Annotated in this window: 11 protein-coding genes and 1 tRNA gene; 8 read left to right on the top strand and 4 right to left on the bottom strand. The window is 62.4% G+C overall.

The genetic code is table 11. The annotated features are described in order from the left end of the window. Positions 1-205 precede the first annotated feature (205 nt). Positions 206-436: a hypothetical protein gene (locus HGI46_RS00160; protein WP_118072071.1), complete on the top strand. Its 231-nt coding sequence runs from the start codon at positions 206-208 to the stop codon at positions 434-436. A gap of 37 nt (positions 437-473) precedes the next feature. Here the strand turns inward: HGI46_RS00160 and HGI46_RS00155 are convergent, their stop codons facing one another. Both HGI46_RS00155 and HGI46_RS00150 read right to left on the bottom strand, forming a co-directional pair. Continuing rightward, positions 474-1,637 carry a GGDEF domain-containing protein gene (locus tag HGI46_RS00155; RefSeq protein ID WP_168902638.1) on the bottom strand — a complete coding sequence of 388 codons (1,164 nt, stop codon included), beginning with the start codon at positions 1,635-1,637 and terminating at the stop codon, positions 474-476. A gap of 84 nt (positions 1,638-1,721) precedes the next feature. Next, a complete protein-coding gene (locus tag HGI46_RS00150) occupies positions 1,722-2,420 on the bottom strand; it encodes a GcrA family cell cycle regulator (protein WP_168902637.1) in 699 nt (232 codons plus the stop codon). A gap of 110 nt (positions 2,421-2,530) precedes the next feature. Between HGI46_RS00150 and HGI46_RS00145 the strand changes: the two genes are divergently transcribed. Next, positions 2,531-3,409 (top strand): ABC transporter permease, encoded by an 879-nt coding sequence (locus tag HGI46_RS00145; protein ID WP_168903075.1) that lies wholly within the window; start codon positions 2,531-2,533, stop codon positions 3,407-3,409. Positions 3,410-3,467: 58 nt separating this feature from the next. Here the strand turns inward: HGI46_RS00145 and hspQ are convergent, their stop codons facing one another. Then, a complete protein-coding gene (gene hspQ / locus HGI46_RS00140) occupies positions 3,468-3,848 on the bottom strand; it encodes a heat shock protein HspQ (protein ID WP_168902636.1) in 381 nt (126 codons plus the stop codon). Between the two features lie 177 nt (positions 3,849-4,025). Between hspQ and HGI46_RS00135 the strand changes: the two genes are divergently transcribed. After that, positions 4,026-4,115, top strand: a tRNA-Ser gene (locus HGI46_RS00135). Positions 4,116-4,271: 156 nt separating this feature from the next. Continuing rightward, positions 4,272-5,561, top strand: a complete 1,290-nt coding sequence (locus tag HGI46_RS00130) for an integrase arm-type DNA-binding domain-containing protein (RefSeq protein ID WP_125955251.1) — start codon at positions 4,272-4,274, stop codon at positions 5,559-5,561. 73 nt (positions 5,562-5,634) lie between these two features. Here HGI46_RS00130 and HGI46_RS00125 read toward each other — a convergent pair whose 3' ends face one another. Next, positions 5,635-5,886, bottom strand: a complete 252-nt coding sequence (locus HGI46_RS00125; RefSeq protein ID WP_125955252.1) for a DUF5818 domain-containing protein — start codon at positions 5,884-5,886, stop codon at positions 5,635-5,637. Between the two features lie 575 nt (positions 5,887-6,461). Here HGI46_RS00125 and HGI46_RS00120 point away from each other — a divergent pair. The 4 genes from HGI46_RS00120 (at position 6,462) to HGI46_RS00105 (ending at position 13,223) form a co-directional block, all read left to right on the top strand. Beyond that, positions 6,462-7,016, top strand: a complete 555-nt coding sequence (locus HGI46_RS00120; protein ID WP_240946508.1) for a sigma-70 family RNA polymerase sigma factor — start codon at positions 6,462-6,464, stop codon at positions 7,014-7,016. Between the two features lie 6 nt (positions 7,017-7,022). Continuing rightward, positions 7,023-7,985, top strand: coding sequence for a FecR domain-containing protein (locus HGI46_RS00115; protein WP_125955257.1), 963 nt, complete (start codon positions 7,023-7,025; stop codon positions 7,983-7,985). A gap of 283 nt (positions 7,986-8,268) precedes the next feature. Beyond that, positions 8,269-11,205 carry a TonB-dependent receptor gene (locus HGI46_RS00110; protein ID WP_158453963.1) on the top strand — a complete coding sequence of 979 codons (2,937 nt, stop codon included), beginning with the start codon at positions 8,269-8,271 and terminating at the stop codon, positions 11,203-11,205. After that, the gene (locus tag HGI46_RS00105) at positions 11,199-13,223 is read left to right on the top strand and encodes an Atxe2 family lasso peptide isopeptidase (RefSeq protein WP_168902635.1); all 2,025 of its coding nucleotides are present in this window, start codon (positions 11,199-11,201) and stop codon (positions 13,221-13,223) included. Before HGI46_RS00110 ends, HGI46_RS00105 begins: the two co-directional genes overlap by 7 nt. The last annotated feature ends 42 nt before the right edge of the window (positions 13,224-13,265 follow it).

Genomic DNA, 13,265 nt, shown 5'->3' with positions numbered 1-13,265 from the left:
TAGGCATCACCGGCTGAGAGACCTGTGCGCTCCCGCTTACGCAGTGGGACCAGGCCGTCGAAATCACCAGAAAACTTGCAAGCCCCGGAGCCGGTCATGCCGGTTGCAGCGTGAGCTGCATGAAAAACCGGGCTGCTGCCGACGCCTGGACACCATCAAGCACACAAGACGCGCCATTCAGCGTGTTCGCAACGGAGTAACCCGCATGAGCCGAGCCATGAACACCACGCTGAACGAAGCCCGCGTCCGCGCACTTTGTGAAAAGTCCGGCGTCGCAATCAGTGCGCTTGAAGTCCTGCCTTCGGGCGGCACGCGACTGGTCTGTACGCGCGAGGAAGGCGCAGACGAAATGCGGATCGCGCTGAAGGGGAACATGATTGAAGGCCGCGTTCCGCGGTTCGCATTCCAGCGCAGCCAGAATTCACAATATGGCTGATCCAAAGACCAGCAAGTCCCGCAGTTCAGGGTAAGGGCTAGGCCGCATCGCGCAGTGGCGGTGGGGTCTCGCCGGCCATCAGGATGCAGTTCCGGCCCGATTGCTTTGCCGCATAGAGGGCCTCATCGGCTGCTCGCAGGGCATCGCTTCGCGTCTTGTAGGCAAACACGTCGGCGACGCCTCCCGAGAATGTCACCCTGCCGAACGGCATGTCGGTCGCCCGGTTGACGAGGCGTCTTTCGGAAATTGTCTCGCGGGCGTGGTCGAGCCGATCCCAGGCCTTTTGCGGCGTCAGCGCGCGGAACAGGACGGCAAATTCCTCGCCGCCATGGCGAGCGACATGACAGCGCGCGTCCGAGATCTGGCTGAGGGTTTCTGCCACGATCTTGAGCACGCGGTCACCGGCAGCATGGCCGTGGCTGTCATTGATGCGCTTGAAGTGGTCGATGTCGCAGAAGGCGACGCAGAGCGGTTCGCCTGCCTCCTTGGCCGCGGCGTATTCCTTTTCGAACAGCACTTCGAAGGCGCGGCGGTTGGGCAGGCCGGTGAGGTGGTCTTCGTCGGCCACCCGGCGCGCCTCGTCCAGGCTGGTCTGCAGCTCTATCGCGCGTCGTTCGGATTCGCTGAGGTTATGCTCGATCTCGCGCGTGCGCTGCATCATCGCCTTGGCAAGTGCCGCGAGTTCGGTGATCACCGCGCCGGCGCGACCGACCTGTTCGAGATCATCGACGTGCTGCTGCAAGGCAACGCCATATTCGGTGGTCGCGGATCTGGCATGTGTCGTGGCGCTGGTGAACTCCTCAAGCGTGCCTTCGAGGCGCGCCATGAGGGCCGCAAGCAGTTCGGACGAGCTCTCGCCTTCTTCTTCGCGCAGCACCTGTTCGAGCCACACGATGGAGATGGCCTGCCCAGCCTCGGTGCGTTCGAGGATCATCTGGGCGAGTTTGGGCTTGGCCCCGGTGACGCAGTCATAGGCGATTTCCAGCGTCCACGGCATGACTTCGAGATCGTGATCGATCAGAAAGTCAGCCACTTTCGCCAGGAGCCGGCGCTTGGCCGGGAGCCAGATTTCCCTGGCTGTCACGTCGCGCACGAAACTCGTAACGTCCGGCGAATCCTCCTGAAACTCCGTATCGCCGGCAAGGCCGAACCATCTGAGCAGGCGCGACCGGGACCCGCGCGAGGAAGGATCATTTGTCATGTTTCCCAGAACGGCCAACGCCGCGTGGGATTAACCACGCGGCGCCGCAGAATTCCGGGAATACGTGTTCGTCCTGAGGCCGATTCAGCGCACGCGAGGACCGCCGAAAGGCATCGGCGGGGGAGGCCGGCGATGGCCGCGCGGAAGCTGCGCCTGATAGGCGCGGCCGCAATGCTCGACGCAATAGGGGAAACCGGGATTCACCTTGTCGCCACAGAAGTGGAAGTCCGGCTCACCGGGGTGGCCCATCGGCCAGCGGCAGATGCGATCGTTGAGATCGAGCAGGCTGGTCTTGTCCGCGATTTCCGGGCTGGGTCGTGCCGGAACCAGGCGACGCGGCGGAGCGGGCGGAATGGGCGCCTGCTGATCGCCGGGACCCTGACGCAGGAAGCCGCCGGGGCCAACCGAGACGATTCGCGGTTGAGGAGCGGCAGGTGCGGCATCGCTGGCAGGCTTTGCTTCAGGAGCCGGTGCGGGAGCGGCGCGCGGTGCCGGTGCCGGGGCTGGCGGTGCCGCTGCCACGACCGGGCGCGGCGCGGCGACCTTGGGTTCCGGAGTCGGAGCGGCGGGCTTGGCGACCTTGGGCGCCGCCGGAGAAGCCGACGCATCCGTCTTGTCGTTGGCCTTGACCGGGGAGGGGCGCGCCTTGAGCCCGAGGCGATGCGCCTTGCCGATCACCGCATTGCGGCTGACGCCACCGAGTTCATCGGCGATCTGGCTGGCGGTTGACCCGCCCTCCCACATCTTGGTCAGCTTCTCGATCCGCTCTTCGGTCCAGCTCATGCCTTCACGTTTCCTTCCGTGCCGGAATGCTCCGGCCGTTAAAATCTGCCCGGTCGGCAAGTTCCGACACGTGCTTGCCATCGGCGTGCCAGCGCGATACCGCGATGGCCATGGCCAATCAACCGCTACCCCGTGAAGGGGCGACAACCCGCAACGCCGGAACCTTTGCCCCGCCCGGACAACCGGTGTTCCGCGGCTTCAACAGGCTGGGGCTGTGGACTCTCTATATGAAGGAGGTCCGCCGTTTCTTCAAGGTCCAGACCCAGACGATCTGGGCTCCGGCGGTCACCACGCTGCTTTATCTGATGATATTCACGCTGGCGCTCGGCGGCGGGGCCAATGGCGGGCGCATGGTCCTTGGCGTGAACTTTGCGAGCTTCGTCGCGCCGGGCCTGATCGCGATGGGCATGATCAACAATGCCTTTGCCAACTCCAGCTTCAGCCTTCTGGGCGGCAAGATCCAGGGCACCATCGTTGACTACCTGATGCCGCCGATCTCTACCGGCGAGTTGATGGCGGCGCTGGTCGGCGCTGCGGTAACGCGCGCGGTTCTGGTCGGCCTTGCGGTGGCCGGGGCAATGCTGCTCTGGCCGGGCGTGTCGCTCAAGATCGCGCATCCGTGGGCGGTCGTCTGGTTCGGATTGATGGGTTCGATCCTGCTCGCCATCGTCGGCGTGCTGACGTCGATCTGGGCCGAGAAGTTCGATCATAACGCAGCCGTCACCAACTTCGTCATCACGCCACTGTCGATGCTGTCAGGCACGTTCTACGTGATCGACAACCTTGCCCCGGCGTTCCAGGCCGTGAGCCGGCTGAACCCGATCTTCTACGTGATCTCGGGCTTCCGCTTCGGCTTTCTCGGGCAGAGCGACATCGGCGATACGAACATGGCGGTGCTGCACGGCGCAATCGGCCTTGGCGTGGTGAATGTCGCGCTGGCCGCGTTGCTCTACGGGCTGCTCAAGTCCGGCTGGAAGCTCAAGAACTGACGAGCGCGCTCTCGCCACAAGGGAGAGCGGGGTCTCCCCTGTGCGTCAGTCTTGCGCGTCAGTGCGACAGGCTGCGCCTCAGCCGATAGCGGCCATTGCGGAAACCTTCGAACATCTCGTCCAGCGAAGGGTGGTCGATCGGCCCGGCCTCGGCGTCAGACTGCAGGTTCTGCTGGCTGACATAGGCGACATAGCTGTTCTCGTCGTTCTCGGCGAGAAGGTGATAGAACGGCTGGTCACGCGGGGGACGGATGTCTTCGGGGATCGACTGGTACCATTCCTCGCTGTTGGCGAAGACCGGGTCGATATCGAAGACGACGCCGCGGAAGCCGAACATGCGATGGCGCACCACGTCGCCGATCGAAAAGCGCGCCGATGAGACGGGGGGAGCCGAAATATCGCGTCCGGCTTGTGGCGAAAAGAAACTCGCACGATCCATGCCTCGGGATATAGGGTTTCGCCGCGGTGCAAACAAGCCGCTTGCCAATAAAGGTTCGTCGCGAGGGCCTCCTGTGGAAAAAGCTTTCCGCTTTCCACTTGGCAAGCCGGTTTGCATGCGCTAACGGCGCGCTTCCTCGACCGGGAACGCCCCTTGCGGCACCCAGATTGGCACCATGGAGAGGTGGCAGAGTGGTCGAATGCGCCGCACTCGAAATGCGGTGTACGGGCAACCGTACCGTGGGTTCGAATCCCACCCTCTCCGCCAGCCACCTGTCTACAAGCTTCCGCTAAACCCCAGAAAATGTTGATTTTCGGCGCTTTTTGAGCTATACAGTTCCCTGTTTGTTCTAATGCTTCCGTATGCCTCCAGAGAGAAATGGGGGCATTTTGGGGGCAGCGAAAATCAGATTTGGGGGCATCCATGCTCAACGATATGGCAGTTCGCAACGCGAAGCCTAAAGACCGTGATTACAAGCTTGCGGATTCGGAGGGGCTCTACCTTTTCGTATCGAAATCGGGCCACAAAAGTTGGCGTTTGAAGTATCGTTTTGCGGGCAAAGAGCGGCGATTGGTATTTGGCCCTTATCCAGAGGTCACTTTAGCCCAGGCGCGAGATCGCAAAGCTGACGCTAGAAAGCTTCTCAGAGAAGGCAGAGACCCGGGTCTGGAAGCGAAAAAGCAAGCTCTTCGAAATGCGGCAGCAGCGGCGAACACATTTGAGGCGATGGCGCGAACGTGGTTTGGGTTGCAGGAGAAGCGCTGGACAGCAGTACATGCCAAGGATGTCATCACCAGCCTTGAAAAGGAGGTGTTCCCGTGGCTCGGCAATGTACCCGTCACGCAGATCGATGAACCGCTTGTACTCGCAGTACTTCGAAAAATTGAAAAGCGTGGCGCAATCGAGACTGCACATCGCGTGAGGCAGCGCATGTCCGCTGTTTTCGTTCACTCGATTGCGGAGGGAGCCTCCAATCGCGACCCGGCCGCGATTGTTGCCAAAGCGTTGAAGCCAGTGCCACGATCGCGGAAGCGGCCTGCTCTCTTAACTCTCGCCGAGCTTCATGATATGATCCGGAAGACAGAGGTAGAGCCTGCCTCGCCGCTCACGAAGCTTGCATCGCGCTTTCTTGCCCTCACGGCGCAAAGACCTGGCATGATCCGCAGCATGCCTTGGTCCGAGCTTGAAGGCATTGACTGGTACGATGCAGAGACAGTTCACCCGGACGCAATTTGGCGCGTCCCGGCAGCACGGATGAAGCTGGTTACCGAGCTAAAGGGGGACATGGCATATGATCATATCGTTCCTCTCGGAAAAGCAGCGGTAGCGGTCCTTCAGGCAGCTCATTCTGTTTCGGGTGACGGACCACTGGTTTTTCCGACCAACCGGAATACCCGTAAACCTATGAGTGAAAACACCCTCAGCTACTTCTACAATCGCTGCGGGTACCAAGGCCGCCACGTGCCGCACGGATGGCGCGCATCCTTCTCGACCATCATGAACGAATGGGCAGAGAGGAACGGTACGCCTGCCGATCGACATGTCATCGATCTCATGCTTGCTCATGTGCCGGACGGTGTGTCCGGCTCCGAAAGTGTCTATAACCGAGCCGGGTATCTGAGCAGGCGACGAGAGATTGCCGAAGCATGGTCAGAAATGCTCATTAACGATTTTTGTCATCCTTCGAAGTTGCTCGCATATCCATCTCGGTGACAAATGTGCGACCTGGATGGCGTTTGGTGCGTATTGTCTAAAGCGCTGTTTTTTTAGCGCGTAGGCCTGCAGGTCAGGAAACTTCTTCTTGCGGGCCGATCCAATCAACGCGCAAGCGATCTAGACCGAAGATCTGCCCTTCGACGATCACCCTGAGATTTGCTGCGAAGTCCTGTTCGTGCTCGTGATCTAGGACCCAGATGGCATCGTCGTCCGTCTTCAATAGCCAGCCACGACGACTCTCTAGCAAAATTCCTGATGCTCTAAGCCGTCGTGTCACCGTACTCTCCCGGCGCGCGAGTGGGCGCTTGCGCACTACGTCCATGCAAACCAAACCCTAGTGTCCGCGTGTACCAATCGAACGCTCTGTGGGCATCTATCCGGCTTAGGCGTGGAATGTAAGACGCAGGAGCCAGATGGACAGTCGCAAACTGATCTGGCCTTGGTTTCGGTTAGAGAGATTGCGCCAAGACCGCTGAGACAAAGGGGCGTCACGCTATCGGCCCTCCGACAATTAGCGATTGTTGTTCCGGCAACGTCAACAACATCGTCCACGCTCCTCCGTCACTAACCCTGCCAAAAGAGTTTGCAGCCGATTTCGTCCAACGGCGACACCGCCGGAGGGCGCAACGCTACCGTATCCAATGTCATCCCAACAGAAGCTTTGTCGTTGCAATCGAAACCGCACTGTCATAGTTTTCAAAGGCGTAGCGTAGATGTGCTGCGTCGAGGCCTGAGAACCTTGCTCTGGTAGCTTTCCCGTTTCTGCCGTCGCATACGGCCGGATCGCCTTTGTCCATGTCCAAGCCCTTCGGGGCCAAAGGCAAAGGCGCATGTCTCCAGACGTGTTCTCAGGATCCGGCCAACCACCGGAATGCCTCGCAGGCTGGGGCTTGGCGATTGACGAATCCTTTTGCAGCACAGGCAGGCCATGACAGCCATAGTCAGAACACCGCACAAGCGCATCCACCCGACGTGGCGGCGATCGAGGCGGAATACCGCCACTCGTGCCCCGCACTGCTCCGTAAACTTGCTCGAAAGACCGGAATGACCTTGGCCGAAGATCTCGTCCAGCAGGTGTTCGTGCGGCTCATGGCGAACCGTCAGCGCCAGATCGAGAATCTGTCCGGGTACGTACGGGTTGCCGCAGACAATGCGCGCAAGGACCTGGTCAGGCAGGAGTTGCGTCAGCACCAGTACAGCCATGAGCCGTTCGAGGATATCCATCCTGGATGTGATCTCCAATCGCAACTCGAAGCGCGCGATCGCCTCGCCCGGCTAGAGCAGGCACTCTCCCGTCTCAAGCCGCTCACGCGAAACATCTTCCTTGCCCGTCGGCTCGATGGCTATAGCTATGCCGAGATCGCAGAACAGACGGGGTTGAGCGTGCGGGGCGTGGAGAAACAGATGAGCCGGGCGCTCAAGGCCCTGGCGCGGCATCTCGCCGAGGATTGACCGCGCGTGAAGAGGCAACCCATTCCCGGCAAGATCCGCGATGAAGCGGCAGAGTGGCTGGCGCGCAACGAGAACGCCGGTCAAGCGCGTGCGCCCGGCTTTCAGACCTGGCTTGCCAGCGATCTGCGACATCGTCTCGCGTATGCCGAAGTGGAGCGCGCGTGGCGCGATAGCCTGGCGCTCGATCAGAGCCCCCTTGGCCAGCAGCGCAAGCTGACCCGTGCACCGTTGCACCTGCAACGCAGCACACAGCTTGCCGCCGTCGGCGCGTGCCTGTTGCTTGGCATGGGATTGCTGACAATGCGGTTTTCAGGGGACCACCCGGTAATCGGCGTTGGAACCACCGTTGAGGCCAGGACATACACTACGGCCACAGGTGAAACACGGACATGGCAGCTTGTCGATGGAAGCTCCCTGACACTCAACGGGCCAAGCAAGGCACGAACCAACATCACTCCCGCTAACCGCCTGGTTACGATTGATGCCGGTCGCGTTCGTATCCGTGTGGCCCGGCGCGGCACGGATGCGATGCAGATCATGAGTGCAGGCACCAGGATCGACAGTGCTGCAGGCACGGTGGAAATTGCGCTCGCCGCAAATGGTCTGCGCGTCGAGGTCGTAGATGGCCAAGTGCAGGTGCAGAACACCGATGGCGCTCGGCACACCCTTGGTCGCGGGGCGCACATGATCGAAGCCGGGCCATCCGGGACCGAGCATCGCTCCGAGCGAAGCTCTTCTGCACAACCTCCAATGACCACCGGTGACCGCATATCCCTGGGAGAGGCGGTCAGCCTGCTCAACGCGCGCAATGCTGTTCAGCTTCGCCTCGCAAGTCCTGCACTGGCCAACAGGACTCTGGCAGGTGCCATCCGCCTCGACGATCCGGTAGGCTTTGCGAGCATTCTCGAGGCCCTGGGCGGAATCAGGGTGACGCAGCACCCCGGCATGCTGGTGATCGACACGGCCTGAAGCTTCCTGCCCCCTCGCGGACCGTGTGAAAGATCCGCGTGCCGTCCGACCGGCGGCTCCTCTGGATGCAAGAGACCTCATTCGCTTCCCGGACAGAGGAAAGGCGGCGGTGGATCGGTGCGCGCTGACGGCTCGGCATGATCTCCACAGTCACGGGGTGACCGGCTGACCGGCTGCGGGCCGTCCGCGACGATGCCCGCCGAAAAGAATTCTGGCGGGTGTTCTCGCGCGACGTCGTCCCAACCGATGCGCGTCCCCTGAGATGGACGCGAGGGAGGCAATCATGACGTTCAAGACATCAACGCATGCCATGGTCATCGCAATGCTGGCGGCACCTCTGTTGGCGGCAGCACCTGCGGGCGCGCAGGAGGCCGATACCCTTGCGCTGGACCTGCCGGCGCAGGCCATGGCGCGATCGCTCCACGATCTTGCCGCCAAGGCCGGTGCAACCATCGTCGCAGACGACAAGCTTGTGGCGGGCCGAACCGCTCCTGCAGTGCAGGGGACCTACACTTTCGCAGGCGCGCTGGGCAAAATCCTCGAAGGCTCAGGGCTTCAGGGCATCGCGACGAGCCAAGGCTACGCAATCCGCTCTGAAGGATCGTCAACGCCAATGCGCGGGGCATCCGCAGACAGCACGGCTGACGATATCGTGGTAACCGGCACGCGCATTCGCGGTTCGGCGCCGGCGGGCGCTGCCGTGATCGCGATCGACCGAAAGGCGATCCAGGAAAGCGGCAGGGCCACAGTGCAGGACCTGGTATCGGTCCTTCCGCAGAACTTCGGCGGGGGCCCCAATGAAGGCACGCTCGGCTTTACCCAGCGGAACAATGCCAATGCCAATATCGGTTCGGGTGCCAGCATCAACCTGCGCGGCCTTGGCACGACCTCGACCCTGACGCTCGTCGATGGCAATCGGCTGGCGCTGGGAGCCGCGAGCTCCATCGTCGACATTTCACTGATACCGGCCAGTGCCATCGAACGCATCGAAGTCCTCGCAGATGGTGCGTCAGCCATCTACGGCTCCGATGCTGTTGCAGGCGTGGTCAACGTACGCTTGCGGCGCGGATATGAAGGTGCCGAGACATCGTTTCGGGTGGGTATGGCTGACGGCTTCAGCGAGGTCCAGGCAAGTCAGCTGGCAGGTCTGCGCTGGAACAGCGGCAGCCTGATGGCGGCTTACGAGTTCTACCGGCGCGACCGCCTCGGGGCCCAGGACCGTGATTACGCAACAGAGGACCTTACCCGCTTTGGGGGCCCTGACTATCGTCAGGCCTTCGCCAACCCCGGCACGATAACTGCAGCCAACGGCGCTATCTTCGGCATACCGGCCGGACAGGATGGCAGGGCACTTGCGCCAGGCGATCTGCTTGCCGGAGTGCGCAATCTTGGCGACGGTCGGCGCCTGACCGACATCCTGCCACGCACACGACGTCACGCAGGGCTTATCGCGCTAGAACAGGACCTGTCGTCGTGGCTGACGATGCGGCTTCAGGGCTTTGCGGCCGACCGCCGCTCGGACCAGCGTTACATCGTCTTCGGATCGCAGGTTACCGTGCCCGCGAGCAACCCGTTCTATGTCGATCCAATCGGAACGGGGCAGCCCATAAGCGTCGGTTATGATTTCCGGGACGACCTCGGGGCCACGGTCAATCGTTCGCATGTCACCAACTGGACGGTTGCGGGTGCGCTGGAAGCACGCTTCGGGGCATGGCGGGCCGAGGCTTACGGCAATCATGGCGTCCAGCATGAAGAGCTGCTGCGGGACAATCTCGTCAATCGCGCCCGGCTCGCGCAGGCTCTCGCAGATCCCGATCCGGCCAAGGCCTTCAATCTGTTCGGTGACGGCTCTTACACCAGCGCAGCCACGATCGACTATGTGCGCGGATCATCGCGGACAAGTGCGCGAGCGCGCCAGACGACCACCGGTCTCAAGTTCGACGGGCCGCTCCTGACGCTTCCAGGGGGAGCGCTGACGCTGGCATTCGGGGGAGAGTATCGCGAGGAGGGCTACGGCTCGCGTAGCCTTGCGGATGAAACGACGCTCGTTCCTGTCGCGAGTGGCGACAATGGATATCCGCTTGCGCGTAACGTGATTGCGGGATTTGCCGAACTTCGTGCACCGCTGGTTGGCCCCGAGCAGGGCATTGCGGGCGTGTATCGGCTCGACCTGTCGGTCGCAGGACGCATTGAGCACTACTCGGATTTCGGGACGACGACCAACCCCAAGGTCGGACTAACGTGGGAGCCTGTGCAAGGCCTTGCGCTGCGAGGGTCGTATGGCACCTCGTTTCGAGCACCCGGCTTCTTCGACGTGCGCCAGGGCCCGGGGCTCAGCCAGGTCGTGCCGATACCCGTTACAGACCCCGGTTCGCCCTCCGGCAGCAGCAATGTCATTGCCTTGTTCGGCAATGATCCGGGGATCGGACCGGAACGCGCGCGGACCTGGACGGCAGGTTTTGACTTCAAACCGCCTGCGATCCCGTGGCTTTCGATGAGCGCCACGTACTTCGACATTTCTTACAAGGATCGCATCTTCAATCCCGCGGTCGATGCTTTCACGTTCCTGGCCCAGCGGTCGCGTTACGAGCCGCTGATCACGGCCAATCCGTCGCCAGCGCAAGTGGCAAGCTTCTATGCGAGCCCCGATTTCAGCAATCCCTTCGGCATTGCTGCAGGCTCGATCCGCTACGTGATCGATGCGCGCAACGCCAACCTGGCACGCAACCATCTCGACGGGATCGATTTTGATCTCAGTTATCGCCACGAGACAGCCCGAGGTGCGCTTTCGCTTGGTGCATCGGGGAGCTGGCTGTTCCACCTGACGCAGCAGTTGACGTCGGCTGCTCCGCGCACGCAGGCGCTCGGGACGATCGGCAACCCGGTGCGCTATCGTTTGCGCGGGCGCGCCGGGTTCGAGCAGGACGGTTTCGGGGCCACAGCCTTCGTCAATCACATGGCGGGCTATCGCAACACGGCGGTGGCACCGGTCGAGCCGGTTGCAAGCTGGACGACAGTCGATCTTACGCTTTCCAAGCGGTTTGGAGATGAAGCCGGGGCCTTGGCGGGCACGCGCTTTGCCTTGAGCATCACGAACCTGTTCGATCGCGACCCGCCTTATGTAAACAATCGCACCCCGTTCAGCGCAGCCGGCTTCGATCCCGAGCAGGCAAGCGCGGTCGGACGGTTTGTCGCGGTGCAGGTGACCAAGTCATGGTGAAGCGATGGCATCCAGCCCCGCTGTCGCTTGCCCTGGCCGCCCTGGTCCCGTTTGCAGCGCAGGCTGCGGACGGGGCCGGGATCCGGCCCGCCATAGAAATCACGCGGATCGACAGCCCTTCCATCTCGCCGGATGGCACGCTTGCCCTCTGGCGCGAGTACCGCGCCTCGGTCGACCGCAACGACTATGATGTCGCATGGCTTGTGGCGCCGTCTGACGGTTCAGCGCCTGCCAGACGCATCGCTGATGCTGGGGAAATCGAATGGCTCAACGGCTTTCCCCTGACTTCAGGCGCGCAGTGGACGCGCGATGGCAGAACCGTGCTGTTTCGCAAGATCGCAGGCGGGCAAGTCCAGGTCTGGCAGGCGGCGACCGATGGTTCAGGCGCTGCGCAAGTTACCAGCGAGGCTGGCAATGTCAGGGACATGATCCCGCTTGCAGGTGGCAAGACATGGTTGCTCGGGTTTGGCCCGGAGCGCGCCGCGATCGAGGCAGCCGAGCAGGCCGAGTACGATAGCGGAACGCGGATCGATGCGTCGGTCGACCCGCAACGGCCGCTGTATCGTGGCGATCGCATCGATGGCCGCTGGGCCAGCGGACGTCTCCAGGGTGTCTGGTTCGAGCAAGGCGGCGTCATCGCCGCGGGCAAGCCCAGGCTCAAGGTGCTTGGACAAGACCTCGCGACAATCCGCGACGCAACAGCCGAAGAAGCTCGCAATTACGCCTCCCGCCCGCGCTCGCTCGAAGGATTGGCTGACTGGTACGTCGCCCTGCGCCAGCCCTCCGGCGATGCCAGGGGCATGGCGGTTGTCCTGTCGAAAGGCCTCTCGTGGCGGTTGGCCGTGATCAATGCCGAAGGGAAGGAACTTGCGCGCTGCGAAGCCGTGCAATGCACAGCCGCCCGGGCGCGCTCAGTCGCCTGGGCTGGCACGGACAATGCCCTGATTTTCGAAAGCCGCAATCGCGACGGTGGCAGCACTCTGGCAAGATGGGACTTGGCCAGTGGGCAGGTCGAGGAGGTGTTCCAGAGTTCGGGCGAACGCAATGGCGGAGACAACGGCAAGGCCTGCGCAGCTTTGACCCGCAGGCTCATCTGCGTCGCCTCCTCGGCCAACGCGCCGCCGCGCGTGGTGGCAATTGATCTGGCAACACGCCATGAGCAGGTCCTAAGCGCGCCCAATCCGCCACTCGAGAACCCAACTATCCGCTTCGACCGGCGGGTCTGGCAAGACCGCGCAGGGCGAACGTTCTCGGGCTATCTGGCCTTGCCGCCAGGCCAAACCGGGCCGGTGCCGCTGTTCATTACCTACTATTCCTGCGAGGGGTATCTGCGCGGAGGAACGGGGGACGAGTATCCCTTGCGCGATCTCGCGGCATCGGGAATCGCGGCTTTGTGCATCAATCGTCATCCCGGCCTGGCGGGCGGCGGGGACAACGTCGAAGCCTACAGGGTCGCTGCCAGCGGGATCGAGGCGATCATCGGAGAACTGTCCGGGCAGGGCAGGATCGATGCCTCGCGCGTCGGCATGGGCGGGGTAAGCTTCGGCGGCGAAGTCACAGCCTGGCTCGCCATGCACACAAAGTTGCTGAAGGTCGCAGCCGTAGCCAACGTCATGGTGACGCCAACCTACTACTGGTTCAATGCCGTCGCGGGGCGCGACGTGCCCGCCATGCTCAAGTCGGCCTGGGGCCTGGGTGATCCCGATACGGATCAGGCCGGGTGGAGGCGCGTATCCCCTTCCTTCAATGCCGACCGCATCTCGGTGCCCTTGCTGATGCAATTGCCCGAACAGGAGTATCGCGCCAACGTCGAGCTCCTTGCGCGGCTGCAGCACGCCGGGAAACCAGTCGAACTCTGGGCTTTTCCCGGCGAAATGCACCTCAAGTGGCAACCGCGTCACCAGCTGGCGGCCAACTTGCGCAACTTCGACTGGTTCAGGTTCTGGCTGCTGGGAGACGCGGGCAGCAAGCCTGCTGATCCGGCATCCTGGCAACGCTGGCGGGATATGAAGCCCTGAGCGCTCATCGGTCCGCCATCGCCATTGCTGAACGATTGCGCC

It is taken from the genome of Novosphingobium sp. ERW19 (assembly GCF_012641315.1).
Classification (GTDB): Bacteria; Pseudomonadota; Alphaproteobacteria; order Sphingomonadales; family Sphingomonadaceae; genus Novosphingobium.
The sequence above is the reverse complement of the archived record's forward strand: the minus strand, read 5'-3'. Positions and strand labels throughout refer to the sequence as shown.

Coding starts and splice junctions, on each gene's coding strand:
- HGI46_RS00160 (WP_118072071.1), top strand. CDS start 206: ATGAGCCGAGCCATGAACACCACGCTGAACGAAGCCCGCGTCCGCGCA.
- HGI46_RS00155 (WP_168902638.1), bottom strand. CDS start 1,637: ATGACAAATGATCCTTCCTCGCGCGGGTCCCGGTCGCGCCTGCTCAGA.
- HGI46_RS00150 (WP_168902637.1), bottom strand. CDS start 2,420: ATGAGCTGGACCGAAGAGCGGATCGAGAAGCTGACCAAGATGTGGGAG.
- HGI46_RS00145 (WP_168903075.1), top strand. CDS start 2,531: ATGGCCAATCAACCGCTACCCCGTGAAGGGGCGACAACCCGCAACGCC.
- hspQ (WP_168902636.1), bottom strand. CDS start 3,848: ATGGATCGTGCGAGTTTCTTTTCGCCACAAGCCGGACGCGATATTTCG.
- HGI46_RS00130 (WP_125955251.1), top strand. CDS start 4,272: ATGCTCAACGATATGGCAGTTCGCAACGCGAAGCCTAAAGACCGTGAT.
- HGI46_RS00125 (WP_125955252.1), bottom strand. CDS start 5,886: ATGGACGTAGTGCGCAAGCGCCCACTCGCGCGCCGGGAGAGTACGGTG.
- HGI46_RS00110 (WP_158453963.1), top strand. CDS start 8,269: ATGACGTTCAAGACATCAACGCATGCCATGGTCATCGCAATGCTGGCG.
- HGI46_RS00105 (WP_168902635.1), top strand. CDS start 11,199: ATGGTGAAGCGATGGCATCCAGCCCCGCTGTCGCTTGCCCTGGCCGCC.